General features: G+C 75.4%; 24 protein-coding genes, 1 tRNA gene and 1 pseudogene. 8 read left to right on the top strand and 18 right to left on the bottom strand.

The annotated features are described in order from the left end of the window. Positions 1–710, top strand: a pseudogene (locus tag ACFY60_RS24185) (class I SAM-dependent methyltransferase). Positions 711–722: 12 nt separating this feature from the next. On the opposite strand, the gene ACFY60_RS24180 reads toward ACFY60_RS24185, so the two are convergent. From ACFY60_RS24180 to ACFY60_RS24160, 5 genes are all read right to left on the bottom strand, one after another. Beyond that, complete coding sequence (locus tag ACFY60_RS24180; RefSeq protein WP_388614779.1) at positions 723–1,388, bottom strand: hypothetical protein; 666 nt, start codon at positions 1,386–1,388, stop codon at positions 723–725. 138 nt (positions 1,389–1,526) lie between these two features. Beyond that, positions 1,527–1,614 (bottom strand) — tRNA-Leu (locus ACFY60_RS24175). A gap of 328 nt (positions 1,615–1,942) precedes the next feature. Beyond that, a complete protein-coding gene (locus ACFY60_RS24170; protein WP_388614781.1) occupies positions 1,943–2,626 on the bottom strand; it encodes a class F sortase in 684 nt (227 codons plus the stop codon). A gap of 103 nt (positions 2,627–2,729) precedes the next feature. Next, the gene (locus tag ACFY60_RS24165) at positions 2,730–3,575 is read right to left on the bottom strand and encodes a hypothetical protein (RefSeq protein ID WP_388614784.1); all 846 of its coding nucleotides are present in this window, start codon (positions 3,573–3,575) and stop codon (positions 2,730–2,732) included. 145 nt (positions 3,576–3,720) lie between these two features. Next, positions 3,721–4,665, bottom strand: a complete 945-nt coding sequence (locus ACFY60_RS24160; protein ID WP_388614787.1) for a beta-ketoacyl-ACP synthase III — start codon at positions 4,663–4,665, stop codon at positions 3,721–3,723. A 229-nt stretch (positions 4,666–4,894) separates the two neighbouring features. Between ACFY60_RS24160 and fdhD the strand changes: the two genes are divergently transcribed. Continuing rightward, positions 4,895–5,722, top strand: coding sequence for a formate dehydrogenase accessory sulfurtransferase FdhD (gene fdhD, locus ACFY60_RS24155; RefSeq protein ID WP_388614790.1), 828 nt, complete (start codon positions 4,895–4,897; stop codon positions 5,720–5,722). A gap of 71 nt (positions 5,723–5,793) precedes the next feature. Here fdhD and ACFY60_RS24150 read toward each other — a convergent pair whose 3' ends face one another. The 3 genes from ACFY60_RS24150 to ACFY60_RS24140 form a co-directional block, all read right to left on the bottom strand. Then, positions 5,794–6,177, bottom strand: coding sequence for a (2Fe-2S) ferredoxin domain-containing protein (locus ACFY60_RS24150; RefSeq protein ID WP_388614793.1), 384 nt, complete (start codon positions 6,175–6,177; stop codon positions 5,794–5,796). Further along, a complete protein-coding gene (locus tag ACFY60_RS24145) occupies positions 6,174–6,695 on the bottom strand; it encodes an isochorismatase family protein (RefSeq protein WP_388614795.1) in 522 nt (173 codons plus the stop codon). Before ACFY60_RS24145 ends, ACFY60_RS24150 begins: the two co-directional genes overlap by 4 nt. A 133-nt stretch (positions 6,696–6,828) precedes the next feature. After that, positions 6,829–7,863, bottom strand: coding sequence for a bile acid:sodium symporter family protein (locus tag ACFY60_RS24140; protein ID WP_388615203.1), 1,035 nt, complete (start codon positions 7,861–7,863; stop codon positions 6,829–6,831). A gap of 429 nt (positions 7,864–8,292) precedes the next feature. On the opposite strand from ACFY60_RS24140, the gene ACFY60_RS24135 reads away from it, so the two are divergent. From ACFY60_RS24135 to ACFY60_RS24125, 3 genes are all read left to right on the top strand, one after another. After that, complete coding sequence (locus ACFY60_RS24135; RefSeq protein ID WP_388614798.1) at positions 8,293–10,122, top strand: AMP-dependent synthetase/ligase; 1,830 nt, start codon at positions 8,293–8,295, stop codon at positions 10,120–10,122. Between the two features lie 196 nt (positions 10,123–10,318). Further along, positions 10,319–11,113 (top strand): aldo/keto reductase, encoded by a 795-nt coding sequence (locus ACFY60_RS24130; RefSeq protein ID WP_388615206.1) that lies wholly within the window; start codon positions 10,319–10,321, stop codon positions 11,111–11,113. Between the two features lie 176 nt (positions 11,114–11,289). Further along, on the top strand, positions 11,290–11,754 hold the full coding sequence (locus ACFY60_RS24125) for an RICIN domain-containing protein (RefSeq protein ID WP_388615208.1): 465 nt from the start codon (positions 11,290–11,292) through the stop codon (positions 11,752–11,754). A gap of 61 nt (positions 11,755–11,815) precedes the next feature. Here the strand turns inward: ACFY60_RS24125 and ACFY60_RS24120 are convergent, their stop codons facing one another. The 4 genes from ACFY60_RS24120 to ACFY60_RS24105 all read right to left on the bottom strand — a co-directional run bounded on the left by ACFY60_RS24120 (position 11,816) and on the right by ACFY60_RS24105 (position 15,688). Next, positions 11,816–13,024, bottom strand: a complete 1,209-nt coding sequence (locus tag ACFY60_RS24120) for a cation:proton antiporter (RefSeq protein ID WP_388614799.1) — start codon at positions 13,022–13,024, stop codon at positions 11,816–11,818. Between the two features lie 468 nt (positions 13,025–13,492). Further along, the gene (locus ACFY60_RS24115) at positions 13,493–14,440 is read right to left on the bottom strand and encodes a class I SAM-dependent methyltransferase (protein ID WP_388614801.1); all 948 of its coding nucleotides are present in this window, start codon (positions 14,438–14,440) and stop codon (positions 13,493–13,495) included. Between the two features lie 173 nt (positions 14,441–14,613). Then, complete coding sequence (locus tag ACFY60_RS24110) at positions 14,614–15,348, bottom strand: class I SAM-dependent methyltransferase (RefSeq protein WP_388615211.1); 735 nt, start codon at positions 15,346–15,348, stop codon at positions 14,614–14,616. A gap of 34 nt (positions 15,349–15,382) precedes the next feature. After that, positions 15,383–15,688, bottom strand: coding sequence for a 4a-hydroxytetrahydrobiopterin dehydratase (locus ACFY60_RS24105; protein WP_388614803.1), 306 nt, complete (start codon positions 15,686–15,688; stop codon positions 15,383–15,385). A 91-nt stretch (positions 15,689–15,779) separates the two neighbouring features. Here ACFY60_RS24105 and ACFY60_RS24100 point away from each other — a divergent pair, with 91 nt between their 5' ends. Beyond that, positions 15,780–16,589: a helix-turn-helix domain-containing protein gene (locus ACFY60_RS24100; RefSeq protein WP_388614806.1), complete on the top strand. Its 810-nt coding sequence runs from the start codon at positions 15,780–15,782 to the stop codon at positions 16,587–16,589. Here the strand turns inward: ACFY60_RS24100 and ACFY60_RS24095 are convergent. The 4 genes from ACFY60_RS24095 to ACFY60_RS24080 form a co-directional block, all read right to left on the bottom strand. After that, entirely contained in the window at positions 16,579–16,995 is a 417-nt protein-coding gene (locus ACFY60_RS24095; protein WP_388614809.1) for a hypothetical protein, read from the bottom strand. The two genes, ACFY60_RS24100 and ACFY60_RS24095, sit on opposite strands and share 11 nt — an antisense overlap. A 179-nt stretch (positions 16,996–17,174) precedes the next feature. Beyond that, positions 17,175–18,578 (bottom strand): amino acid permease, encoded by a 1,404-nt coding sequence (locus ACFY60_RS24090; protein WP_388614812.1) that lies wholly within the window; start codon positions 18,576–18,578, stop codon positions 17,175–17,177. Positions 18,579–18,642: 64 nt separating this feature from the next. Then, complete coding sequence (locus tag ACFY60_RS24085; protein WP_388614815.1) at positions 18,643–20,799, bottom strand: alkaline phosphatase family protein; 2,157 nt, start codon at positions 20,797–20,799, stop codon at positions 18,643–18,645. 89 nt (positions 20,800–20,888) lie between these two features. Further along, positions 20,889–21,293: a hypothetical protein gene (locus tag ACFY60_RS24080; RefSeq protein WP_309049728.1), complete on the bottom strand. Its 405-nt coding sequence runs from the start codon at positions 21,291–21,293 to the stop codon at positions 20,889–20,891. A 167-nt stretch (positions 21,294–21,460) separates the two neighbouring features. Here ACFY60_RS24080 and ACFY60_RS24075 point away from each other — a divergent pair, with 167 nt between their 5' ends. Continuing rightward, positions 21,461–22,243 (top strand): MBL fold metallo-hydrolase, encoded by a 783-nt coding sequence (locus ACFY60_RS24075; protein ID WP_388614818.1) that lies wholly within the window; start codon positions 21,461–21,463, stop codon positions 22,241–22,243. Then, positions 22,240–22,872 (top strand): DedA family protein, encoded by a 633-nt coding sequence (locus tag ACFY60_RS24070; protein WP_388614821.1) that lies wholly within the window; start codon positions 22,240–22,242, stop codon positions 22,870–22,872. Before ACFY60_RS24075 ends, ACFY60_RS24070 begins: the two co-directional genes overlap by 4 nt. Positions 22,873–22,901: 29 nt before the next feature. Here the strand turns inward: ACFY60_RS24070 and ACFY60_RS24065 are convergent, their stop codons facing one another. Next, positions 22,902–23,960: an MBL fold metallo-hydrolase gene (locus tag ACFY60_RS24065; RefSeq protein ID WP_388614823.1), complete on the bottom strand. Its 1,059-nt coding sequence runs from the start codon at positions 23,958–23,960 to the stop codon at positions 22,902–22,904. Positions 23,961–24,012: 52 nt separating this feature from the next. Further along, positions 24,013–25,245: an aminotransferase class I/II-fold pyridoxal phosphate-dependent enzyme gene (locus ACFY60_RS24060; RefSeq protein WP_388614826.1), complete on the bottom strand. Its 1,233-nt coding sequence runs from the start codon at positions 25,243–25,245 to the stop codon at positions 24,013–24,015. Between the last annotated feature and the right edge of the window lie 249 nt (positions 25,246–25,494).

The raw sequence follows: 25,494 nt of genomic DNA, 5'->3' as shown, positions 1-25,494 counted from the left end.
ATGTTCTCCCCGCAGGGTCCCACCCTCCGCGAACTGGCCGTCCAGGCGCTCTCCTCGGTCGAGACGGCTACGACCTGCTGGCCGGGAAATTCGACGCCACCCCCTTCCGCACCCCCGACCGGCTCCTGACCGCCGTCTCCCGGACCCTGGAGGAACTCGGTCCCTTCGACGCGGGTCTCGACGTCTGCTGCGGTACGGGCGCCGGGCTCGGTGTGCTCCGCTCGGTCTGCGCGGGCCGGGTCACGGGCGTCGACTTCAGCGCCGGGATGCTCGCCGAGGCCCGCCGCGCCCGTCCCGGGGCCACGCTCGTCCGCGCCGACGCCCTCGCCCTGCCCTTCGGCCCGGCCTTCGACCTCGCCGTCAGTTTCGGCGCCTTCGGCCACTTCCTGCCCGACGAGCAGCAGGCGCTCTTCCGCCAGGTCCACAGCGTCCTGCGCCCCGGCGGCACCTTCGCCTTCCCGGTCGGTGCGCCGCCCGCCGTGGGTTCCGGCCTCTACTGGGCCCTGTGGGGTTTCGACGCCGTGATGCGGGTGCGGAACGCGCTGTGGCGCCCGCCCTTCGTGATGTACTACCGCACCTTCCGCCTCCCCGAGGTACGGGCCCGCCTGGAGGCCGCCGGCTTCGACGTGTCCCTCGTCGCCGTCGAGGACCTCGGACGGCGCGAGGACGGCAGCCCGCGGTGCCGGCTCGTCGTGGCGCGCAAGAACTGAAAGGCGCGCCCGTCAGGGCACGGGGCCGCTCCACACGCCGGCCTCCCGGTCGAACCCCACGGTCACCTCGACGTCGAGCACGCCCGCGGCCCGGGGCGGCAGGTCGAAGCCATGAGCGGCGACGGCCCGGCGACCCGGCAGCAGGGTCCCGGTGAGTCCGAGGCCGAGGTCCGGCCCGGCGTCGAAGACCCGCGACGCCTCCCGCCCGGCGCCGTCACGGCCGCGCACCTGTACGGTCGCGAGCTCCAGCCGGGCGTCCGACCCGTTGGTGACCGTGATCTCCACGGTCACCGCCACATGGCCGGCGGTGTGTCCGGCCGCGGCGGAGGACGGCGTGAACCGGGTGGGCGCCGACACGGTGACCTCCACCCCGTCCGCGTGCCGCTGCGTCCGGCCGAATCCGAGCGCGCCGGCGGCGGTCGTCCGGGGCGGCGGCGCGGACACGGAGGTGCCGCCCGGCGGCGGCCCCCCTCCGGAATCCCGGCCGCCCAGGACGCCGGTCCCCGCGAGCACACCCACCAGGGCGACGGCGAGGGCGAGCAGCCCGGCCAGAACGGGAAGCAGCGCCGGCCGGCGGCGCGGGGGCGGCGGAGCCGGGGCGTTCAGGGGCCCCGAGGGCGGGCCGGCGGGAGGTCCGCCGCGGCGGGGCGGCCACCGTGAGGTGTCGTCGTCGGTCATGCCGTGCCTCCGCCCCTCGTACGGGACGCGTGATCCCCTCAGCGTAGGGCGGCCCATCGGACCGCGCACCCGGGACCCGCCGTCGCGGAGGGAACGCGAGAGGCCGGTCGATCAGTGCGATCGACCGGCCTCTTGACCTGGTGTCCGAGGGGGGACTTGAACCCCCACGCCCGATAAAGGGCACTAGCACCTCAAGCTAGCGCGTCTGCCATTCCGCCACCCGGACTAGGTGTCTCGCCGCCTTCGGGGTTTCCCCCGCGGCGACATGGATAACTCTACCAGGGGTTCGGGGCGCCTTTCACCAGCGTTTTCCGTGGTCAGCGGGGGTGGCGGGGGCACCGACGGGGATCTGGGCGAATTGTCCGGGCGTGATCCACCACGTGCGTCGGCTCGTGCGCGGACGGTGGCGGCCAAGGCCGGGAATCCGGGAGAAGCGCACGTCGGAGGCGTGCCGCTGGAAGGGGGAGGGGAGCCCGACGCCCCCCGACGCCGGCTCCGTGAAGCCACCCTGACAACCGGGGTGCGGTCCAGGCCAATGGCCCGGCCGGAATACGTCAGGTCGCCGTCGCGCCGCGGACGGCGGTCAGGCGGGCGGAGACGACGACGTTGCCGGTGTAGCCGGTCGCCGGGGTGAACGTTCCGCCGCAGGTGATCAGGCGGAGTTCCGGGACGCCGGTGTCGCCGTACACCCGGGCCGCCGGGAAGTCGTCCTTCGGCACCACCTCCACCCCGTGCACGGTGAACACGGCGGTCCGGCCGTCCCGGCGGAGGACCTCCACGCGCCGGCCCCGGGTGAGGGCGCCGAGACCGTGGAAGACCGCCCTGCCCCGCGGGGTGTCGACATGGCCGACGACGACGGCGGTGCCGCGCTCACCCGGGGTGACGGCACCGGTGAACCAGCCGGCCGTCCTCTCCTCCTCCGGGGGCGGCGCCTCGATCCAGCCTTCCGCGTCCAGGCCCACGGCGGTCACCGGCGCGTCGACCCGGAGCGCCGGGACCCGCACCCGGACCGGCGGTGAGGCGGGCAGCGGGCCGGCGGCGTACGGGGCGGGGGCGCGGGCCCCGGCCGCGTCCGGCGCCGAGGCGGCGAGGGGCTGCGGAGGGGCGTCGGTCCGCAGCTCCGCCGCGCCGCCGCGCACCAGGTGCACCCCGACGAGGAGCGCCACGGCGACCAGACCCCAGGCGCCGTGCCGGTGGGGCAGGCCGGCGGCTCCGTCCGGTTCCGGTGTGTCCCGCACCCGTCCTCCTCCTCGTACCCGCGCTGACGGCGGGTGGCGCCCCTCCGCCCCGGACCTCGTCACACCGGGGCGGAGGGGCCGTCCGTCGGCCAGGGGCCGTTCCTCAGGCCCCGCCGTCCGCGCCGCGCCGGCGGATCAGGACGACGGCGGCGGCGAGCGCGCCGGCGATGAGGACGGTGCCGCTGACCAGTTCGGTGACTCCGAGGCCGGTGGAGCGGGCGTCGCCGAATCCGGCCTTGACGCCCTTGTGGGCCCCGGGGGGCCGGCTCGCGGACGAGCCGGAGGCGAGGGTGAGGGTGGTGGTGCCCCGCTCGCCCTTGCAGTCGAAGGCGATCTCGTACCGCGCACCGGCCTTCGCGTCGGCGTCGACGGTCGCGGTGCCGGGGCGGCCCCCGGTGAGCGTCACGGTGTCGAAGATTCCGGAGGTGACGGTCACGGACGGCGCCTCGCAGCCCTCGGCGGTGAGGGTGACGGTGCCACCGGGCGCCACCGTCGCCGGGGTGACGGAGAAGCCGAAGGAGGTGATCCCGTGCTGCTGCCCGCCGTCGCCACCGTCCCCGCCGTGACCGAGCGGGGCCGGAGGCACCGGATCGGCCGGGTCCACCGGTTCGGACGCGTCCGCCGGAGCGAGGGGGTCGACGGGTGCCGGGAAATCCGAGGACGGCGGGGAATCCGGGGACGCCGGGGGTTCCACCGGAAGCGGGCCGACCGGGTGCGCGGGGGCCGTACCGGCGGTGGCGTCCACGTTGTCACCGGGGCTTCCGGGGGGTGTCGCTGCCACGGTGTCGGCCGGCCCCGGGACCGCGCGATCGCCCCCGGCGGCGCCCGCTCCCACTGCGGCGCCCGCCGCGTCGCCCTCGCCGGCGAGGGCCGCCGGTGCCGCGAGGCCGAGGGACAGGGCGGCGAGCAGGGTGGCGGAAGCGGCCGCACGGACACGTATCGCGCGCATGGGGACCTCCGGGTCACGCGGGGGTCGCGGGCGCGGAGCCGTTCCGCGGCCGAGGAGTCCGGTGCGACCCTCGCCGCGATCGAAGCTAGGCGGGGCCCCGGCGAGCCGCCACCGGGCTCCGCCGAACGGGGTGGTCCGCCGGAGGTCAGGGGACGCGGACCACCTGACCGGCGTACGAGAGGTTGCCGCCGAAGCCGAAGAGGAGGACCGGCGAGCCGGAGGGCAGCTCGCCGCGCTCGACGAGCTTGGCGAGGGCGAGCGGGATGGAGGCGGCGGAGGTGTTGCCGGAGTCGACGACGTCCCGTGCCACGACCGCGTTGACCGCACCGATCTTGGCGGCGAGCGGCTCGATGATGCGCAGGTTGGCCTGGTGCAGCACGACACCGGCGAGGTCCTCCGGGGCGATGCCGGTGCGGGCGCACACCTCGCGGGCGAGGGCGGGAAGCCGCTGCGTGGCCCACCGGTAGACGGTCTGGCCCTCCTGGGCGAAGCGCGGCGGGGTGCCCTCGATGCGGACGGCGTGGCCCATCTCGGGGACGGAGCCCCACAGCACGGGCCCGATCGCGCCGGTGTCGGTGTCGGTCGCCTCGACGACGGCGGCCCCCGCGCCGTCGCCGACGAGGACGCAGGTGGTGCGGTCGGTCCAGTCGGTGACCTCGGTCATCTTGTCGGCGCCGACGACCAGGGCGCGGCGGGCGGCCCCGGCGCGTACGGCGTGGTCCGCGGTGGCGAGGGCGTGGGTGAAGCCGGCGCAGACGACGTTGAGGTCCATGGTGGCCGGGGAGGTCATGCCGAGGCGGGCGGCGACGCGGGCGGCGGTGTTGGGCGAGCGGTCGACGGCGGTGGAGGTGGCGACGAGGACCAGGTCGATGTCGGCGGGCGTGAGTCCGGCGTGGGCGAGCGCCTTGCCCGCGGCGTGGGCGGCGAGCTCGTCGACGGGCTCCTCGGGGCCGGCGACGTGCCGGGTGCGGATGCCGACGCGGCTGGTGATCCAGGCGTCGTCGGTGTCGACCAGTCGTTCGAGGTCGTGGTTGGTGAGCACCTTGGCGGGCTGGTAGTGCCCGAGCCCGGTGATGCGAGTGCCCGTCATACCGGGACCCCCTCGGTGAGTCGTTCGTCGGCAGGACCCCCCAGTCTCGCCAGCGACCGGTGGGTAACCGGGCACGTGATCCGCCAAGATTCCTTCACATCGCTTGGCCGACCGTGACAAGGCCTGCGGTGGGGGCGGCCCCGCACGGGAAGAAAGGTTCCGGCGCGGTGGGCCGGGCGGGAGGGAGAATGGGCCGGTCGGGTCGGCGTGAGCGAAGTGGGTGCGGTGCATGGGACGGGTCACGGAGCGGCGGCGGGTCGTACGGATCCGGGGCGGGGCGGTGAACACCCGGCCGGACACGCTGGTGGCCGAGGAGCCGCTGGAGATCCGGCTGAACGGCCGTCCGATCGCGATCACCATGCGTACGCCGGGTGACGACTTCGCCCTCGCGGTGGGCTTCCTGGTCAGTGAGGGCGTGCTGGCAGCGGCCTCCGACGTGCGGAACGTCGCGTACTGCGCCGGGGCGAGGGACGACGGCGGGAACACGTACAACGTGGTGGACGTGCGGGCCGCCCCCGAGGTCGTGATCCCGGAGATCACCCTGGAGCGGAACGTCTACACGACCTCCTCGTGCGGCCTGTGCGGCAAGGCCAGCCTGGACGCGGTACGGACCACGGCCCGTTTCCCGATCGCGGACGCTCCCCCGCTGCGGCTGACGCCGGAGCTGCTGTCGGCGCTGCCGGGGCGGCTGCGGGAGGCACAGCGCGTCTTCGACTCGACCGGCGGACTGCACGCGGCGGCGCTGTTCTCGGAGGACGGCGAGCTGCTCGACGTCCGGGAGGACGTGGGCCGGCACAACGCGGTGGACAAGCTGGTGGGGCGCGCGCTGCGGGAGGGGCGCCTGCCGCTGGAGCGGGCGGTGCTGCTGGTGTCGGGGCGGGCCTCGTTCGAACTGGCGCAGAAGGCGGTCATGGCGGGGATCCCGGTGCTGGCCGCGGTGTCGGCGCCGTCGTCGCTGGCCGTGGACCTGGCGGCGGAGGCGGGGATGACGCTGGTGGGCTTCCTGCGCGGCCCGGACATGAACGTGTACGCGGGAGAGCACCGCGTCGTGCTGTGACGCCGGGGCGGTTCGGTGCCGCGCCGCCTCCCGGAGCGGTGCGCCCGGGAGGCAGGCCGCGGCCGGGACGGTCAGTTCTTCGCCGGGTCGACCATCTGGAGGGTGAGCGCGGGCGGGGGCGGGGCGATGCCGGGGCCGCCGGCCTCGGTCCAGGCGAGGATGGCGTCGAGGGAGTCGTCGTCCAGGGTGAAGCCGACCCACGCGGCCCGGCCGCCGCGCCGCCGGCCCTCGGTGGAGGGCTGCACCACGACGATGTTGCCCTGGGCGCAGGGGCCGAGGCAGTCACTGGTGCGGACGGCGAGCCGGCCGCCGGAGGCCGCGGCCGCCTCGCGGAGCCGGGCCAGCTGTCCGGCGTGGTCGGTGCCGGGGTTCTTGCGGGCGTCTCCGCAGCAGCAGCCGCGGCAGACGACGAGGGAGCAGGGGCGGGCCCCGTACCGTATCGGGACGCGGCTCACGCGGGGCCGTCCAGGGTGATCGCGGAGACGGCGGCGACCGTGCCGAGGCGGGGGAAGTCGAGGTCGACCGAGGCCCGGTGCTCGTCGGCGGTGAGGGCGGACATGGCGTCCTCGGCGAAGACGAGGTCGTAGCCGTGGTCGCAGGCCGCGCGGGCGGTGGACTCGACGCCGAGGTTGGTGGCGACGCCGCCGAGGACGAGGGTGGTGGTGCCGAGTCCGGAGAGCAGCTCGTGGAGGCCGGTGTCCTGGAAGCCGCCGATGGTGCGCTTGACGACGACGGGCTCGTCCTCGCGGACGAGTTCGGCCACCAGTCCGCTGCCGGGCGGCTGGCGGTCGACGTTCGGCCGCTCGGCCCGGAGGTGGATTACGGGCGCGCCGGCGGTCCGGAAGGCGTCGGCGAGGCGGCCGGCGGCCGAGACCACCTCCGTACCGGGGCGGGGGGCGAGGGGCAGCGCGACGAGGCGCTCCATCAGGTCGACGAGGACGAGCGCGGTGCGGCCGGGATCGAGTGCGGGCATGGGAGCACCGTAGCGGCCCGGATGATCACCGGGGGGTGGGCGGGGGTGTGATCCGGCCGACGGGACGTCCGGGGCTCCGGGGCGCACCTCCGGGGCCGCCGGGCGCCGGGGGCCGGAGCGCGGGGCTTCCCGATCACGGCCCCGCGTGGTCCGCGGCCTCCGGGTCGCGGGCGCGGCGACGGGCCACGACGGCGCAGACGATCAGTTGCGTCTGGTGGTACAGCATCAGCGGCAGGACGGCGAGCGAGGCCTGAGCGCCGAAGAGGACGCTCGCCATGGGGAGCCCGGCCGCCAGGCTCTTCTTGGACCCGGCGAACTGGATGGCGACGCGGTCGGCCCGCCCGAAGCCCAGCCGTTTCGCGCCGTACCAGGTGAGGGCGAGCATGACCGCCAGCAGGACGGCCTCGGCGGCGAGGAGCAGCCCCACCCGCGCCGGGGTCACGAGCCGCCAGACGCCGGCGACCATTCCTTGGCTGAAAGCGGTGTAGACGACGAGGAGGATCGACCCCCGGTCGACGAGCCCCAGCACCTTCTTGTGCCGCAGGACGAAGCCGCCGATCCAGCGGCGCAGGAGCTGCCCGGCCACGAACGGCGCGAGCAGCTGGAGCACGATCGTGAGCAGGGAGTCGGCCGAGAGACCGCCGGTGCTGCCGCCGAGGAGCGCCGCCGCGAGCAGCGGGGTGAGGACGATGCCGGCGAGGGACGAGAAGGAGCCGGCGCAGATCGCCGCCGGGACGTTTCCCCGGGCGATCGAGGTGAAGGCGATGGAGGACTGGATGGTGGAGGGCACCAGGCAGAGGAAGAGGAAGCCCGTGTACAGCGGCGGGGTGAGGACCGCGGGGACGAGGCCCCGGGCGGCGAGCCCGAGGAGCGGGAAGAGGAGGAAGGTGCAGGCGAGGACGGTGAGGTGGAGCCGCCAGTGGCGCAGGCCGTCGAGTGCCTCCCGGGTCGAGAGGCGGGCCCCGTAGAGGAAGAAGAGGAAGGCGACGGCCGCGGAGGAGGCTCCCTGGGCGACGGTGGCGGCGGTGCCGGAGGCCGGCAGGAGCGCGGCGAGTCCCACGGTGGCGAGCAGGGCGAGGACGTAGCCGTCGACCGGCAGCCAGGAGGGCAACGGTCGGCGGGCACGGGACGGGGCCGGGGATCCGGCCGCACCCGGGGAGCCGGCCACGTCCGTACGCGCGGATCCGGCCGTGCCGGGGGCGCCCTCGGGCCCGGGGGCGGTCGGGGTGCTGCTCGGGGTGTCGCGGGTCGTCACGTCCCCCATCCTCCGGTACCGGCGGCGGAACGCTGCGGCCGGCCGTCCCGCCGGGACCCGGGGCCGGCCCGGCGGACCCCGCCGGCGCGGTGGCCGGGGCGTGCGCGGCCGGTACGGATTCCGTGGAGATTCGGCACCGGCGGACGTACCGGGTGGTCGGCAACCTCCGCGGGCGGTCCGAGACTTGTCCCCTCACCCGGCCTGACCTGGCGCAACGGGCAAGGTCCCGGCTTGGTGAAGCCCCTCCCACGGGGCAGGCCCGTGGGGTACCGTCACCCGCGCCGTACGGAGAGCGACAACGGCCCCTTTCAGCCACCGAGCCGTCGAGGGAGGAGCAGGTCAGTGCGTGAGTTCACCGTGCCGCCCGTCGAGGCGGCCGTACGGACCGGCGGCCTGGCGGACACCGTGTTCCGCCGCGCCGAGGAGGCTCCCGAGCACGTGGCGCTCGCCCGCAAGGGCCCGGACGGCCGCTGGCGGGACGTGACGGCGGCGCGGTTCCGCGACGAGGTCCTGGGGCTGGCGAAGGGTCTGATCGCGCAGGGCGTGCGGTTCGGGGACCGGGTGGCGATCATGTCCCGGACCCGCTACGAGTGGACGCTGTTCGACTTCGCCCTGTGGACGCTGGGCGCGCAGCCCGTCCCCGTCTATCCGACCTCCTCCGCCGAGCAGGTCTTCTGGATGCTGCACGACGCCGGGGTCACCGCCTGCGTGGTGGAGCACGAGGACCACGCCATGACGATCGGTTCCGTGGTGGACCGGCTGCCCCGGCTCCAGCGGCTGTGGCAGCTGGACGCGGGCGAGGGCGCGGTCGCGGAGCTGACCGCCGCGGGCGCCGGGATCGGCGAGGACGTGGTGCAGCGCCACCGGCGCGCGGTCACCCCCGAATCGGTGGCCACCGTCGTCTACACGTCGGGCACGACGGGGCCGCCCAAGGGCTGCGTCCTGACCCACGCCAACTTCATGGTCGAGTCCGACATGCTGATCGGCCGCTGGGAGCCGGTCTTCCGCTCCCGGCCGGGCGACCAGGCGTCCACCCTGCTCTTCCTCCCGCTGGCGCACGTCTTCGGCCGGATGGTGGAGGTGGCGGCGGTACGCGGCGGGGTGAAGCTCGGCCACCAGCCGGTGATGGCCGCCGCCGAGCTGCTGCCGGACCTGGCCGCGTTCCGGCCGAGCTTCGTCCTCGCCGTCCCGTACGTCTTCGAGAAGATCGTCGACGCGGCCCGCCGCAGGGCCGAACGGGAGGGGAGGGGAGCCCCCTTCGAGAAGGCCGTGGAGGTGGCCGTCCGCTACGCCGAGGCGCTGGAGCACAAGGCGTTCGGCCTCGGCCCCGGGCCGTCGGCCGCGCTGCGCGTGCAGCACCAGTTCTTCGACAGGACGGTGTACGCCAGGGTCCGCGAGGTGCTGGGCGGGCGGATCCGGCACGCGATGTCGGGCGGCTCGGCGATGGACCGCCGCACGGGACTGTTCTTCGCCGGCGCGGGGGTCACGGTCTTCGAGGGGTACGGCCTGACGGAGACGACGGCGGCGGCCACCGCGAACCCGCCGGGCCGGGTCAAGTACGGCACGGTCGGGCAGCCGATCCCCGGCACGACGGTGCACATCGCCGCGGACGGGGAGGTGTGGGTGCACGGCGGACAGGTCTTCTCCGGCTATCTCAACGCCCCCGGGGAGACGGCCGCCGTGCTGAACGACGGCTGGCTCGCCACCGGTGACCTGGGCGCGCTCGACGAGGACGGCTATCTGACGATCACGGGCCGCAAGAAGGAGATCCTGGTGACCTCGGGCGGCAAGAGCGTCGCCCCCACCGCCCTCGAGGAGCGGGTGCGCGCCCACCCGCTGATCGCCCAGTGCATCGTCGTCGGCAACGACCGCCCGTACATCGCCGCCCTGGTCACGCTCGACCAGGAGGCGGTGGAGCACTGGCTCGCCATGCAGGGCCGGCCGCCGCTGCCGCCGGCCGAGCTGGTGCGCGACCCGGCCCTGGAGACGGAGATACGCCGTGGGGTGGTGGCCGCGAACACGCTGGTCTCGCAGGCGGAGTCCATCCGGACCTTCCGGATCCTGGCACACCCCTTCAGCGAGGAGCACGGCCTGCTCACGCCCTCCCTGAAGCTGAAGCGCCGGGCGATCGAGACGGCCTACGCGGCGGAGGTCGAGGCGCTCTACCGCTGAGTCCGGCCGCCGGATCAGGTCCCCCGCGCGACGGGGCGCGGTCCGGCGGTGCGGAATGCGGAGGCGGGGATGATCGTTCACGCTGTGGGGGTACGCGAAGGCGTACCCCTTCGTACGAACGCGACGACGTAAGGATCCCATCCACGTGAGCACGGACAGCAAGGTCCCCTCGGTCACCCTGAACAACGGCGTGGCGATGCCGCAGCTCGGCTTCGGTGTCTGGCAGGTGCCGGACGACGAGGCGGCGACGGCCGTGTCCACCGCCCTGGAGGCCGGCTACCGGTCGATCGACACGGCCGCGATCTACGAGAACGAGCGGGGCACGGGCCGTGCCCTCGCCTCCTCCGGGATCCCCCGCGAGGAACTCTTCGTGACCACGAAGCTGTGGAACAGCGAGCAGGGCTACGACTCGACGCTGCGCGCCTTCGACGCCTCCCTGGAGAAGCTGGGGCTCGACTACGTCGACCTGTACCTCATCCACTGGCCGGTGCCGTCGAAGGACGCGTACGTCGACACGTACCGCGCCTTCGAGAAGATCCAGGCCGACGGACGCGCCCGGTCGATCGGCGTGTCGAACTTCCTTCCCGAGCATCTGGAGCGGCTGATCGCGGAGACCTCGGTCGTGCCGGCCGTCAACCAGATCGAGCTCCACCCGCAGCTGTCGCAGGCGGCCGCGCGGGAGGCGCACGCCCGGCACGGCATCGCGACCGAGGCGTGGTCGCCGCTCGGCCAGGGCCAGGGGCTCCTGGAGGTGCCGGCCATCGTCGCCGTCGCCCGGAAGCACGACAGGACACCGGCCCAGGTGGTGCTGCGCTGGCACCTCCAGCTCGGGAACGTGGTGATCCCGAAGTCGGTGACGCCCTCGCGCATCCGCGAGAACATCGACGTCTTCGACTTCGAGCTGGACGCCGAGGACCTGGCCGCGATCGCCGCGCTGGACGAGGGCCGGCGCCTGGGCCCGGACCCGGCCGTGTTCGACTTCGGCGCCTGAGACAGGGCACAGCGGGACGACCCCGGGGGCGCGCACGGCGCCCCCGGGGTCGGGCGCGTCGGGCCCGGTCGCGGGGACGGCGCGCCGTACGGTCGCACCTGTCGTGCGGCCGGCACCGGTCGCACCGGTTCGCGGCCGGTTCGTACCTGAGGAGGGGTGGAGAAGCAGTGGGTACGGTGAACGGCTCCCCGGGGCCGGTCGAGGAGGGGCTCTACCGGGTGCGGAACGTGGCCAGCGGGCTGCTCCTGGAGGTGTACAAGGGGTCGTCGCGCGGTGGCGCCAAGGTGCAGCAGGGCGCCGAGAAGGGCACGCCCGGCCAGCACTGGCACGTCAGCCAGGTCCCGAACGGCGGGGGCCTGTACCACCTGGTGAACGCGGCGAGCGGGAAGCGGCTCGACGTCGCCAACGCCTCGACGGAGAACGGCGCCCGCATCCAGCAGTGGAGGGCGAACAACTTCGGCGCCCAGGAGTGGATCATCGAGCAGGACCTCCAGTCGCCGGGCACGGTCACGCTGGTGAGCTTCATCAGCGGGCTGCTCCTGGAGGTGGCCGACGAGTCGAAGGAGGAGGGGGCCGACATCCGGCAGTGGGAGGACACCGACTCCCCCTTCCAGTGGTGGCGGCTGGAGCCGGTGTCCTGACGCGTACGGGGGGCGGGTCCGTCCCCCGTACGCCGGCGGGCCGCCGTGCCGCGCGGCCCTGTCACCAGGTCTCCGCCTCCGCCGGTGACCGCGACGGCCGGCTGCGACCGCGCCCCCGCCATGTCGTTGCCGCGAGCGGCAGCAGCAGGACGGAGAGCATGGCCGCCCCCACCAGCGCGGCGGCCGTGTCGGTGGCGAGGACCTTCTGGTCGACGCCGATGGCGGTGAGGGCCGCGACGAGCGGCAGGCAGGTCGACGCGTACAGGGCGAGCGCGGGTCTGCCTCCGGGGCCCAGGTCCCGGGGGGCGAGCAGGTACGCGGGCCCGCCGCGTACGAGCAGGAAGAGCAGCAGGAACACGGGCAGCAGGAGGAGCTCCCGCCCACCGTCCAGCAGGGCCTCCAGGTCGAACTCGATGCCGGTGACCACGTAGAACAGAGGCACGAGGAAGCCGAACCCCAGTGCCTCCACCCTGCCCATGACCTCCTCGCCGTGCCGGGGCGACGCGCCGCGCAGCACGAGCCTCGTCAGGACCCCGGCGGCGAATGCGCCGAGGAGGATGTCGAGGCCGAACACGTGCGCGAGACCGAGCATGCCCGCGAGCAGCAGCATCACGAAGCGCACCGCGAACTGCCCGCTGCTGTGCAGAGTGGTGTCGACCAGACGGGAGAACCACGGGGGCCGGGGCCGCAGCGCCCACCGGACGGCCAGGGCTCCGACGACCGCGAACCCTGCCAGCAGCGCCGAGGACTCGGCCGGCCTGCGCCCGCTCAGCAGCAGCGCCATCGCGAGGATGGGCCCGAACTCTCCGACGGCCCCGAACACCGACATCACGGTCCCGAAACGGCCGCGCAGCTCGCCCTGGTCGCGCAGGATCGGCAGGACCGTGCCGAGTGCCGTGCTCGTCAGCGCGGTGCCGATGACGAACGCCGTCGTGGTGCCGCCGTCCGTGAGCGGGAACGCGAGTCCGATGCCGAGTGCGAGGGAGATCAGCCAGGCCGACGTGGCCCGCCGCAGGAGGGGACCGCGGACGGAGGCGAAGTCGATCTCGTACCCGGCGAGAAAGATCAGCATGGCGAGGCCGAGCTCCGACAGCGTGCTCAGGACCTCGTCGGAGTGGGCCCAGCCGAGGGCGTGCGGACCGACGAGGATGCCGAGGGCGATCTCGAAGATGACCAGCGGGACGCGGACACGGCGGGCCGCCGCGTCCGCGAGGAGCGGGGCAAGCGTGGCCGCCGCCATGATCAGCACCAGCGTGCCGGGATGGAACATCGGCTTCCCTACGGGTCGGTCGGGTCGGTCGCTCCGATGCGGCGGGAGCGGCCCCGGTGTGCCGCGCCCTCAGGGCCCGGGAGGCGGCCGCCGAGGCGGCGAGGTGTGCGACCACCGCCACGCCCACCGCCAGGGGGCATCCATCCGTGCGCGCCGCCGCCCAGCAGGAGCGCCGTCCGGACCGCTCCGCACAGCGGCAGGCCGAGCACCGCCGTCGCCACCGCGCGGACCTGGGCGCTGCCGGCCCGGCGTTCCCGGCGGTGGCTGGCGGGGATTCCGTGCCGCGGTCACCGGTCACCCCGCCCCGGCCCGGCGGCCGCCCCGCATTCGCGCCGCTGTCCGTGGTGTGCAGCCATCCATGAGGACCATCCAAGGGCACGCCGGACCGGCACGCGTGCGGGAGTCGGCCGATCGGGTCGCCGGGGCAGGGGCCCGCGGGCTGGAGGACAGGAACGGACCGGGCGCCGGCTATCCCTTGCGGGCGGTGTGGACGGTGCGGGCGGTCAGGTGGAAGACGTCCGGGCGGTGGTGGAGGGACCGGTTGTCGGCGGGGTCGAGGAGGCGGTCGAGGGTCGCGCGGTCCTCGGCGTCGAGCGAGGGGCCGAGGGCTTCCCGCAGGCGGGTGAAGGTGGTGACCGCCAGTTCGCGGACGACCGGGGACACGGGGGCCGGGGCGTCGGTGAGGAAGGTGCGGGTACCGGCGGGCGTCAGGCCGGCGGCGCTGAGGAGGGCCCGCCAGTCCTCCGTCTCGCCCTTGGCGCCCGGCAGCTCGGCGCGCATCCGGGCGAACCGGTCGGCGTTCAGGGCGTCGAGCCGTGCCTCCAGGCCCGGGCGGCCGAAGCCCAGGTCGCGCGGGAGGTGGCGGGGCGGGAGGCCGCCTTCCACCAGGGCGACCAGGCCGCCGGGGCGCAGCAGCCCGGCGAACGCGGTGAGCGCCGCCCGCTGGTCGCCGAGGTGGTGCAGGGAGTTGCCCGCCCAGATCAGGTCGGCCTCGCCGAGGCGGGTGAGGTCCTCGGGGAGCTCGGCCCGCAGGGTGCTCACGCGGGCGCCGAGTCCCCGGGCCTCGGCCCGGACGCGGGCCCGCTCCAGGAGTTCGGGGCTCGCGTCGACGGCGACGGCCTCGGCGGCGGGGAAGGCCTCGGCGAGCAGGGTGGTGACGACACCGGGGCCGCTGCCGACGTCGAGGACCCGGCGCACGCCGTGGACGGTGCCGAGCGTGCCGAGCCAGGCGGCCGCTTCGGCGTAGGCGGGGCTCGCAATCTCGGCCTCGGCCACCAGGAGCGGCGCGAGGGCGTTCCAGTCCGGCTGACCGCCCTCGGGCCCGTGGGCGTGGGTGTGCCCGTGGCCGTGCGCGTGGTCCGGGGCGTGGGTGGCGGTGGAGGTCTGCGGGGCGTGGGATGCGGAGTGCTGACTCATGGCTCCAGGGTGGTGGGGATGCTCCCGCAGCGCGAGAAATCTTGCTGTTACGGCAAACGGACGCCGTCGTTTCGAGCCGCCCTCGGGGCCGGGGTCACGATCAGGACCCGGGCCTCCGTCACCGGCCGGGCCGTCGGCGGTGCCGGGGCGGCACGTCCGCGCCGTACGGGCGGTCAGCCGCGCCGGACGTAGGCGGCCAGCGGGTAGCGGGGCTCCGGGCGGGGCCGGTCCTGGTCCGGGAGGGCGGCGAGGGCGGCCGTGAGGCGCTCGGTGTCCGTGGCGTCGCCGCGGTACCAGGAGGCGTAGTTGCCGCGCCGCAGCCGGTTCGCCGTGCCGCGGGGGGTGGCGCCCTGGCCGTGGCCGGTGAAACGGGTGCCGGGCGCGGGGTCGAGGCCGTGGGCGGCGGCGTGCCGGGTGAGGCGCGCGGAGTCGTCGGAGGCGGACCCGGTCGCCCGGTGGGGGCGCAGGAGCGCGTCGATGTCGCTGCCGACGTCGTGGGCGGCGTCCTTGTCGACGGTCGCGATCAGGACGCCACCGGGGCGGAGCACCCGGGCGGCCTCGGCGACGATCTCCTCGGCGTACGGGACGAGGTGCAGGAGCCAGACGGCGCAGACGGCGTCCAGACAGGCGTCGGGCAGCGGCAGCCGCCGGGCGTCGGCGCGGACGGCCCGTCCCGGCAGGCGCGCCCCGGCCACCCGCAGCATCGCGTGGGCGGCGTCGGCCCCGTACACGCGCAGGCCGGGGCGGGGGAGGCGCTCGGTGACGAGGCCGGTGCCGCAGGCGAGGTCGAGCAGGGTGCGGGTGCCGGCCGGGAGGAGCCGGAGCACGGCCGCGGCGGCGGCTTCCGCGCGCGGCACCCCGCCGCGCGTCTCGTCGTAGTGCGCCGCCTCGGCCTCGTAGTCCAGCACCGTGTCCCCCATGGACACCGGATCCTACGGCCCGTCAGGTGGCGCCGTGGCCCGGGGCGATGCCCTGGACGCGCTCGGCGAGGGTGAAGTCCTTCTCGGTGAGGACGCCGCCGGCGGAGTGGGTGTGGACGGAGACCGCGACGGTGTCGTAGCCGAGGGTGAGGTCGGAGTGGTGGTCCAGTTCCTGCTGGATCTGGGCCACGTGGACGACGAGCGCGGTCGCGGCGAAGTGGTCGGCGAGCCGGTAGGTGCGCAGGAGGCGGTCGTGCTCGACGGCCCAGCCGGGGAGCTCCCGCAGGCGGTCCTCGATCTCCTTCTGCGACAGCGGCTGTGTGGGCACGGCGGTGCTCCCTCCGGTCGGGCGGCGCGGGCGGCGGACAGCGGTCCAGGAAGGAAGGTACCCGGGTCCCCCTCTGGGATACCGTCTGCCCATGACAACCGTCGTGAGCGACACGGGAGTGGGGCCGCTGCTGCGCGGATGGCGCGAGCGGCGGCGGTTGAGCCAGCTGGAGCTGGCGCTGCGCGCGGACTCCTCGGCCCGGCACATCTCCTTCGTGGAGACGGGCCGTTCCCGGCCGAGCGAGGAGATGATCCTCAAGCTCGCGGAGCATCTGGACGTACCGGTACGGGAACGCAACGCGCTGCTCCTGGCGGCGGGGTACGCCCCCCGGTACACGGAATCGCCGCTCGACGCGCCGCACCTCGAGACGCTGCGGGAGGGCATCGAGCGGCTCCTGGAGGGCTACGACCCCTATCCGGCACTGGTGGTGGACGGCTCGTACACCGTGGTGGCGGCCAACCGGGGCATCGGTCTGCTCCTCGACGGGCTGCCGGAGCACCTCGTGGCGCAGCCGGCGAACGCCATGCGGATCACCCTCCACCCGGAGGGCCTCGCCCCCCGCATCCGGAACCTGCGGGAGTGGCGCGGTCATCTCCTGGCGCAGATGGAGCGGCAGATCGCGCTGGTGCGTTCGGAGCCGCTGCGCGCGCTGTACGAGGAGGTCGCGGCCTATCCGCTGCCGGAGGGCACCGGTGACGCGGACGACCGGCCGGACCCGGAGCCGTACCCGTACTTCGCGCTGCCGCTGCGGATCGAGCACGACGGGCAGGTCCTGTCCTTCGTGTCGTCCATCTCGACCTTCAACACCCCGATGGACGTGACGGTCGCCGAGCTGGCCATCGAGACGTTCCTCCCGGCCGACCCGGCGACGGTCGCGTATCTGCGGTCCCTCAGCGGCTGACCGCCCGCAGGGCGGTCCACTGGAGGGCGGCGAAGCCGGCGACGGTGGCCGCCTGCACGGGCGTCCACAGGGCACCGGCGGTGGTCGGCTCCAGCCAGGCGACGAGGGCGACGACGCTGAGGACGGCCCAGAGGACGTTGGCGTCGACGACCAGTTTGACGGCGAGGGCCGGGGGCTGCGGGCGGGTCGCGAGCGCGCCGACGGCCGCGGCGAACAGGGTGAGGAACACGCCGAGTTCGAACAGCAGCGCGGCGTCCACGCCGAGGAGTTCGCCGAGCGGCCCCGAGGCGGCCAGGTAGGCCAGCCCGTTGGCCCCGGTGACCACGGCGTCGAGGGCGAGGAAGCGGCGCAGCGCGGAGTGCGGCCGGGTGGTGCGGGCGAGACCGGCGAGCAGGGCCTGGGACATGGCGGATCACTCTCCAGAGGGGACGTTCGCGGGGCGGTGAGCCGGAGCCCGGGCGGAGTGCGCCGCCCGGGTTCCGGTGTCTGCGAGCATGCCGCGCGGCCCGCCGGGGGTCGATGACGCCGGAGGTAATGCCGCCGGCGGACCGGGGTGCCGGCCCGTGCCGCGTCCGCCGGGCCCCGCTACGGCAGCGGAACCGGATCCGCCGTCCCCGCGGCGGTCGCCGCGCGCCGCTTGCGGGCGGACATGACGGCGTGGACGAGGACGCCGGCGAAGAGGAACAGCACACCCTGGTAGACGGCGGCGTAGCCGGAACCCGCGACGAGCCAGAGGGAGAAGCCGAAGGCGGCGAGCGCGAGGACGGCGTCCCGCACCAGGCGGGCGCGGTGCACCCGCTCGGCCTGCCCGGAGAGCAGGAAGTAGAGCTGGGCCGCGGTGGAGAGGAGGTAGGGGACGGTGGCGGTGAAGGTGGTGACGAGGACCAGCGTCTCGAAGACGCCCTCGGTGCCGACCGTGTAGTTGTACACGGTCAGGAGCGAGGCGAGGACCACGGTGACGAGGACGCCGACGGTCGGGACGCCCCGGCGCTTGACGGTGAAGACCTGGGGGAACAGTCCGTCGCGGGCGGCGGCGTACGGGGTCTGGGCGCTGAGCAGCGTCCAGCCGTTGAGCGCGCCGACCATCGAGACGAGGGCCATGCAGGCGACGGCGGCCCCGCCCCAGGTGCCGCCGAACATGAGGTTGACGGAGTCGGTGAAGGGGGCGCTGGACTCGACGAGCCGCTCGTGCGGGACGGTGCCGAAGACGGAGACCGTCGTGAGCAGGTAGAGGGCGGCGGCGCCGAGGGTGCCGAGGACGGTGGCGCGGCCGACGTTGCGGCGCGGGTCGCGGACCTCGCCGGCGCTGACGGCGGCGGACTCGACGCCGAGGTAGCTGAAGAGGAGGATCGCGGCGGCGGCGGTGACGGCCCCGGCGGCGCTGCCGTCGGCGTCGCCCCGGAAGGGGCCGAGGTTGGCACTGTCGAAGAAGAAGAACCCTCCGACGGCGACCAGCAGCAGCGGTACGAACTTCAGGACGGTCGCGACGAGCTGGACGGCGCCGACGTAGCGGGTGCCGGCGAGGTTGGCGACGGCGGGCAGCCACTGGATGAGGAGCGCGGCGCCGATGGTGGCGGGTTTCGCGTCGTGCAGCGGCACGAGGGCGTCGAGGTAGCCGACGGCGGCGACGGCGAGCGCGGCGTTGGAGACCCAGGCGGTGATCCAGTACGACCAGGCGGCGAGGAATCCGGCGAAGTCGCCGAAGGCCTCGCGGGCGTAGACGTACGGGCCGCCCGTCAGCGGGTGGCGGTGGGCGAGGCGGCCGAAGACGAGGGCGAGGGCGAGCGCGCCGAGGGTGAGGATGCCGAAGGCGACGAGGCTGATCGTGCCGTGCGGGGCGACGGAGGCGGGCAGCAGGAAGATGCCGCCACCGATGATGTTGCCCATGACCAGGGCGGTGGCGACGGGGAGTCCGAACCGCCGGGTGTGCCGGTCGGCCGCGGGCGGCTGTTCCGTCGTGCGCCGGGGGGTGGTGGTGGCCGTGCTCATGGGGTGGTGCGCCTTCCGTCGTGCAATCCGGACCATCGTCCGATACGGCGAACAGGCGTCCAAATCACTGGTTTTTGTCCGGCGCGACCACCCCGTCAACCGGAAGAAGTTGCTCCGCTTCAGTTTCGGACCGTGAATCCTCTACGGGCGGCAGCGGTACCTGCGGCCCCGCGCACTCCCGCAGCCAGCGCCGCAGCACCCGGTGCACCCGCTCCGCGCCCACCAGCTCCTCCCCCTCCGCGACCGGCGGCGACAGCTCGGGCGGCGACAGCAGGAAGGCACGGGACTGCGCGCCGCCGAGGCCGCCGTGGGAACCGATCTGCTCCTCGAAGGCGTGCACGGTCCCGGTCGCCGGGTCGTACATCGAGTTGACCATGATGTCCGCGACGTGCGGGAAGCCGTCCGTCCGGCGCACCGCCGCGGCCGCGCCCGGCCCGAAGACCGCGAGCGGCCCGTCGTCCGTCAGCTCGGCGACCGGGACCTCCACCCCGTCCCCGGCGAGCACCACCGAACCGTGCTCCGCGCTCGCCACGAGGAGGAAGCCGACGCCCGGGTGGTGCGCGAGGGTGCGCAGCAGCGCCGGATGGCGCCGCTCGATCTCCTCCCGGGTCATCCGGTGCGGCACGTCGGGGAAGGAGATCAGCCCCAGGTTGCCGGAGGCCAGCACCACCGGCTCGGACGGCCGGGCGGGCAGCTCCCGCTCCCGCTCCTTCTCCTCCCCCTCCTCCACCGGCCGGTGCAGGGCGCCGCGCAGCGCCTCCTCGGCCGCGTCCCTCGCCTCGGAGCCGCTGCGCGTGCGCCGGACGCGGCGCGGCACCGGCAGCCCGCACCCGGCCCGTACGAGATCCTTCAGGGTCAGCCCGTACGCCGACTCGAAGGTCTCCCCCGGACTCTGGCCGTGGTCGGAGAGGAGCACGATCCGGTAGGGGCGGGGCGCGTGCTCGGCGACGGTCGCGATCAGCCCGATCGCCCGGTCGAGACGGCGCAGCACCTGGTCGGTGTCCCGGCCCTGCGGGCCCGAGTGGTGCGCCACCTCGTCGTACGCCACGAGGTCGGCGTACACGCAGGTGCGCCCGGCCAGCACGTCGCCCATCACCGCCGCCACCACGACGTCCCGCTCCACGACCGTGGCGAAGGCCCGGAGGAAGGGGTAGGCGCCGCCGCGCGACACCCTCGGCGTCTCGCGCCGCAGCCGGGCCCGGGCGGACTGGTACATCTCGCGGACGCACTCGGCCGCGAACGAACCGGCCGTGCGGACGGCGTTGGCCGGATCGGAGAAGTAGGCGAAGTACCCGGCCCGCGAGCGGTTGCGCGGGCCGCGCCGGGCGGCCGTCGACAGGACCAGGGCGACCTGGTCGGCCCCGCCGCTGAAGAGGTTGCCCCGGGAGGCGCCGTCCAGGGTGAGCAGTCCCCCGTCACCGGTGCGGCGCACGGCCCGGCGCTGGAGCTCCACGGCGCTCGCCGGGCGGTTGGACACCATGAGCCGGCCGGTGTCCTTCTCGTACCAGCGGAAGGCGGGCACGTCGTGGTTCGAGCCGTGCAGGATGCCGAGCTGGCTGGCGCCGGTCTGGCTGGACCAGTCGGTGCGCCAGGGGATGAGCCGGTGGCCCGCGGCGAGCCAGCCGGCGACGGTCGGCATGAGGCCGTCGGCGACGGCGTCCCGCAGCACGTCGTACCCGACGCCGTCGAGCTGGAGGAAGACGGTGCCGGCGTCGGGCGCCGGGGTGGAGCGCGGGTCCCGGGGGCGGGTGCGGCCGGTGAGCCGGTAGAGCCGCCGCCGGTAGGCCTCGTCGTCGCGGACGGCGAGGCCGGTGGCGGTGGCCGAGGCGACCGCGGACATGACGGCGGCGACCACCACCGCCGTCTCCGGATCGGCGGCGCCGCGCCCGTCGGGGATGAGCCAGAGCGCCACGAGCAGCAGCGAGCCGTTGAGGAAGAAGCCGAGGAGGCCGAGGACGAGGGCGGGCACCAGCAGCAGCGCCCGGACGGCCAGCGGCCAGACGAGCGCTCCGAGCAGACCGAAGGCTCCGGCGCCCCAGGCCGCCGTGAGCGCGGTCCTGGTGAGGCTGTCGCCGTCGGTGGACTGGAGCTGGAAGTCCGGCAGCAGCCCGGCCAGGAGCAGCATGGTGAGGGTCGACACCGCCCACACCACGACGATCCGCGCCACGGCGCGACCCGCGGTCCGCCAGCGGCCGGCGCCACCCCATCGCCCGTCACCCACGCCCGGTTCGCCTTTCGCCGGTCTCCCTTTCGTCCTGTTCCTGCCCCCCAGCGTGGCACACCACCCGGGACGGGACGGGAAGCGGGACGTCAGCAGCCGTCGTACCCGGCCGTGGGCATGGACAGCCGCCGGTGCACCCCTGCCTTGGCCGCCGCGTCGTACACGGGTTCGTCAAGTCCGACCGTCTCGACCCGGACGCCCCGGCGGGCGCACTCCGCGCGGAAGCCCGCCACGGAGGTCAGCGCGCGGGCCAGGACCCGTTCGCTCGCGGCGACGAAGAGATCGACCGCGCCGGACTCCACGTCCGACCAGAGCTCCGCGTGGTCGGGGCGGATGCCGTAGCAGAGCAGCTGGCTGGCGAGCACATATCCCCGGTCGTCGGCCCAGCGGGCGCACATCGCGTGCTGGCTCCGCGTGTCCACCAGGAAGGGGTCGCTGTCCAGCTCCTCGAGCGGGGTGAGGCTGGCGATCGCCGCCACCCGAACGTCGTCCATGACCCGACCCTACTGCGGCGGACGACCCCCCGGACATCCTCCGGACACCGTCGTGGGCGAGCGGGCACGGTGGGGGGCGGCGCCCCGGCACCCGACCGCTCTACCCTCGTGGCACAAGGCCCGTGGCGCCGCTCCCGGCGGCGGGCCCGCGACGAGGGAAGGGCGGCGTGCCGGTGGAGATCACCTGGTGGGGCCACGCGACCTGCACGGTCGAGGACTCCGGGGTCCGTTTCCTCACCGATCCGCTGTTCGCGCGGCGCCTCGCGCACCTGCGGCGGCGGCGCGGGGCGCTGCCACCGCCGGAGGCCGCGGCCGCCGAGGCCGTCCTCGTCTCGCACCTGCACGCGGACCACCTGCACCTGCCGTCGCTCGCCCGGCTCGCGCCCGGGACGCGGCTCGTCGTGCCGCGCGGCGCGCCCGCCGCCGTACCCGGTCTGCGCCGGCTCGCCCGGTCGCGAGGGCTGCGCCTGACGGAGGTGGCGGCCGGCGACGAGGTGGTGGTGGAGGGCGTGACGGTACGGGCGGTGCCGGCGCTCCACGACGGGCGGCGGCTGCCGTTCGGGCCGCACCGCTCCCCCGCGCTCGGGTACGTGGTGGACGGCGAGGCCCGCACCTACTTCGCGGGCGACACCGGTCTGTTCGACGACATGGCGGAGGCGGTGGGCCCGGTGGACGTGGCGCTGCTCCCGGTGGGCGGCTGGGGCCCGTACCTCGGCCACGGCCATCTGGACGCGGGGCGGGCCGCCGAGGCGCTCGCCGCCCTCTCCCCCGCGGCGGCGGTGCCCGTGCACTACGGAACGTACTGGCCGATCGGGCTCGACGGGCTCCGGCCCCACGAGTTCCACGCCCCCGGAGGGGAGTTCGTCCGGCTGGCGGCGCGCCGGGCGCCGAAGGTGACGGTGCATCTGCCGGACCACGGCGAGCGGGTGCGGCCGGAGGTCGCCCGGTGATCGACGGGCTGGTGGCGGCGGTGGGCGAGCTGCCGCCGGAGTCGACGCAGCAGGCGGTCGGTTACCCCACCCTCTTCCTGCTGGTGGCGCTCGGGGCCCTGGTGCCGGTGGTGCCGACGGGGGCTCTGGTCAGCTCGGCGGCGGTGGTGGCCTTCCACCAGACGTCCCCGTTCTCGCCGCTGTTCGTCTTCCTGGTGGCCTCCCTCGCCGCCTGTCTCGGGGACGCGGCGCTGTACTGGCTCGGACAGCGCGGGATCCGTTCCCGCAACGGCTCCCGGTGGCTGGCCTCGCTGCGCGGGCGGGTCACCCCGGAGCGGCTGGCACGGGCCCGGGAACGGCTGGACACCCACCAGGTCCCGGTGCTCGTGCTGTCCCGTCTCGTGCCGGCCGGGCGGATCCCGGTGATGCTGGCGTGCCTGCTGGGCGGGACGCCGCTGCGCCGGTTCGTCCGGGGCGACCTGGTGGCCTGTCTGGCGTGGGCGGCGACGTACCAGCTGATCGGGGTCCTCGGCGGCTCCCTCTTCCCCGAGCCGTGGCAGGGCGTGGTGGCGGCGGTCGCCCTGGCCCTGCTGATCAGCGGGGCCCCCGCGGTGTGGCGCCGGGTCCGGGGCGCGCGGGGCGACGCCTGACGGACGAGCGAGGGCAGCGGCCGGGCGGGTCACGGCACGAGGACGCGGGAGCCGCCGACCGGCAGGTCCCAGAGGTCCTCGCGGGGCAGTCCGGCGCGTTCCCAGGCGGCCCTGACGCGGGTGAGCGGTTCGAGGACGGGTTCGGAGGAGAGGACGAAGGTGGCCCAGTGCATGGGGGCCATCCGGCGGGCGCCGAGGTCCTGGTGCGCGCGGACGGCCTCCTCCGGGTCGGTGTGCACGTCGCTGAGCCACCAGCGCGGGTCGTAGGCCCCGATCGGGAGGAGCGCCAGGTCGATCCCGGGGTGGCGGCGGCCGATCTCGGCGAACCAGTGGCCGTATCCGGTGTCGCCCGCGAAGTACACGCGGTGGCCGGCCCGGTCGGTCAGGACCCAGCCGCCCCACAGGGTGCGGCAGGTGTCGAGGAGGGTCCGCTTGGACCAGTGGTGGGCGGGGACGAAGTCGAAGCGCACGCCGTCGAGTTCGGCCGCCTCCCACCAGTCGAGCTCGGTGACGCGGACGAAGCCGCGGCGGGAGAACCAGCGTCCGAGGCCGGCCGGGACGAGGACGGGGGTGTCACGGGGCAGGCGCCTGAGGGTGGGGGCGTCGAGGTGGTCGAAGTGGTTGTGGCTGATGACGACGGCGTCGACGGGCGGCAGGTCCTCCCAGCGGACGCCGACGGGCGTGATCCGGGCCGGGGTGCCGAGGATGCGCCGGGACCACACGGGGTCGGTGAGGACCGTCAGGCCGCCGATGCGGACGACCCAGCTCGCGTGGCCCACCCAGGTGACGGCGACGGTGCCGGGGCCCGCCTCGGGGAGCGGGCCGGGCTCGAAGGGCAGCAGCGGGATGTCGCGGAGCCCTTCGGGGCGGGGCCGGACGGCGCCCTCGCGGGCGAGTCGCGCGAAGGCGCGGACGCCGGGCAGGGGGGCGGTGAGCCGGTCGGCGAAGGTGCGGGGCCAGTCCTGGCGCAGCCGCCCGACGGGCTGGAGCCCGCCGCCGGGGGCGACGGCCCCGGAGGAGCCGGCCGTGGGGGTGGGGCCGCCCGGGACCTCGGTGGCCCGGGCGGGGCGTGCCGTCCGTTCGGTCATCGGCGGGGCTCCGTTCTGCGCGGCGGCGGGGTGGGCGGGGTCGGCGGGCGGGTCAGTGGAGTTCCTCCAGGGCGGTGGCGAACTCCGTGAGCGCACGGGCCACATGGGGGACGGCGACGGGGTCCGGCGACACGAAGGTCTCGTCCCGCTCGTTTCCCGTGGCGCCCAGGAACATGCCGGTGTCGCACCGCACGCGCAGGGCGCCGAGTTCGTCGCCGAAGCGGTGGCCGCCGGGGACGGTGGCGCCGAGGCGGGCGGTGAGGTGGTCCTCCAGCTCCAGGGAGTCGGTGACACCCCGGGCGGCGAGGCCGGTCCGCAGGGGGCCGAGATCGGCGTAGAGGTGGCGGCCGGCCTGCGGGGGCCTGGCGAGGGCGCCGGCGGCGAGGACGGCGCGGTGCGCGGCGGCGGCGAGCAGCCCGTGGACGGTGGCGGCCCGCCGGGCGCGTTCGGTGACCTCCCCGGGTTCGTCGAGGGCGTGGGCGGCGGCGGGGGCGACGGGCCCGGGGACGACGGCGCCGAGGGCGGTGAGGACGTCGAGGACGCGGGCTCTGCGGTCGGCCCAGCGGTCGGCGCGGGAGGGGGCGGTGGGCGGGAAGCGGGCCACGGCGCACGGCCAGGCGGCCGGGGCGAGGGCGCCGGCGAGGTCGGTGAGGACGGTGACGTCGTCGGGGCACATCTCGGCGGGGCTGAGGAGGACGGTCCCGTGGGGCCGGTGGAGGGTGTCGCGCCAGGTCTCGTCGCTGACGACGTGCAGGCCCTCGGCGACGGCCGCCTCACAGGCCTCGCGGACCAGTTCGGGCGGGGGGACGGTGCCGGTGGGGTCGTCGGCGACCGAGAGGAGCAGCAGGCGGGGGTGGCCGCCCTCGGCACGGACCCGCCGGACCGTCTCCAGGAGGGCGTACGGGTCGGGGACGCCGCCGCATTCGGCGGAGGTGGGCACGTGGTAGGCGGGCCGCCCGAGGAGCCGTGCCTGCGGGGTCCACCAGGCGGGGCAGGGCCGGGGCAGCAGCAGGTCGCCGCCGTGGGCCGCGAGGAGAGCCAGGAGGAGGGCGGGGGCGCCGGGGGCGGCGACGACGTCCTCGGCGTGGGTCCGCAGCCCGCGCCGCCACCAGTAGCCGGCCGCGGCCTCGCGCAGGACGGGCCCGCCGCCGGGCGGTTCGGGGGCGGGCCGTCCGGCGGCCGCGGCCACGAGGGCGGCCAGGGAGGGGAGGACGGGCAGGCCGGTGTCCGGTGCGGGGGGCCCGTACCGCACCGGCCCGCGGCCCTCCGGAGCCGTCCGCCCCATGTCCCGTACCTCCTGAGCGCACACGGGGGCGCCGGGCAGGCACCCCCCGTGCCCTTTATACGGAGGTTCGGGCGGATTCGCCGCCCCAGGAGGGGCCGGGGAGGGACGCACGCGGGCATCCCGGGCCCGAGGCCCCCTTCTCAAGCCGCCTTCTAGAAGGGTTCTCTAGAAAGGGTGGGCGGCGCGGATACGGGAGCCGGGCCGCCTCCGTACGCGTGCCTCCCCGCCCTTTCCCCTCTCCCCTCTTGG

This window comes from Streptomyces sp. NPDC012827 (genome assembly GCF_042900905.1).
GTDB classification, from domain to species: Bacteria; Actinomycetota; Actinomycetes; order Streptomycetales; family Streptomycetaceae; genus Streptomyces; species Streptomyces gulbargensis.
This window is presented reverse-complemented; position numbering and strand designations above follow the sequence as displayed.

Bases quoted from the DNA above. Each gene is read 5' to 3' on its own strand.
- ACFY60_RS24180 (WP_388614779.1), bottom strand. From the start codon at position 1,388: ATGACCGACGACGACACCTCACGGTGGCCGCCCCGCCGCGGCGGACCT.
- ACFY60_RS24165 (WP_388614784.1), bottom strand. From the start codon at position 3,575: ATGCGCGCGATACGTGTCCGTGCGGCCGCTTCCGCCACCCTGCTCGCC.
- ACFY60_RS24160 (WP_388614787.1), bottom strand. From the start codon at position 4,665: ATGACGGGCACTCGCATCACCGGGCTCGGGCACTACCAGCCCGCCAAG.
- fdhD (WP_388614790.1), top strand. From the start codon at position 4,895: ATGGGACGGGTCACGGAGCGGCGGCGGGTCGTACGGATCCGGGGCGGG.
- ACFY60_RS24145 (WP_388614795.1), bottom strand. From the start codon at position 6,695: ATGCCCGCACTCGATCCCGGCCGCACCGCGCTCGTCCTCGTCGACCTG.
- ACFY60_RS24130 (WP_388615206.1), top strand. From the start codon at position 10,319: ATGCCGCAGCTCGGCTTCGGTGTCTGGCAGGTGCCGGACGACGAGGCG.
- ACFY60_RS24120 (WP_388614799.1), bottom strand. From the start codon at position 13,024: ATGTTCCATCCCGGCACGCTGGTGCTGATCATGGCGGCGGCCACGCTT.
- ACFY60_RS24115 (WP_388614801.1), bottom strand. From the start codon at position 14,440: ATGAGTCAGCACTCCGCATCCCACGCCCCGCAGACCTCCACCGCCACC.
- ACFY60_RS24100 (WP_388614806.1), top strand. From the start codon at position 15,780: ATGACAACCGTCGTGAGCGACACGGGAGTGGGGCCGCTGCTGCGCGGA.
- ACFY60_RS24095 (WP_388614809.1), bottom strand. From the start codon at position 16,995: ATGTCCCAGGCCCTGCTCGCCGGTCTCGCCCGCACCACCCGGCCGCAC.
- ACFY60_RS24090 (WP_388614812.1), bottom strand. From the start codon at position 18,578: ATGAGCACGGCCACCACCACCCCCCGGCGCACGACGGAACAGCCGCCC.
- ACFY60_RS24080 (WP_309049728.1), bottom strand. From the start codon at position 21,293: ATGGACGACGTTCGGGTGGCGGCGATCGCCAGCCTCACCCCGCTCGAG.
- ACFY60_RS24065 (WP_388614823.1), bottom strand. From the start codon at position 23,960: ATGACCGAACGGACGGCACGCCCCGCCCGGGCCACCGAGGTCCCGGGC.
- ACFY60_RS24060 (WP_388614826.1), bottom strand. From the start codon at position 25,245: ATGGGGCGGACGGCTCCGGAGGGCCGCGGGCCGGTGCGGTACGGGCCC.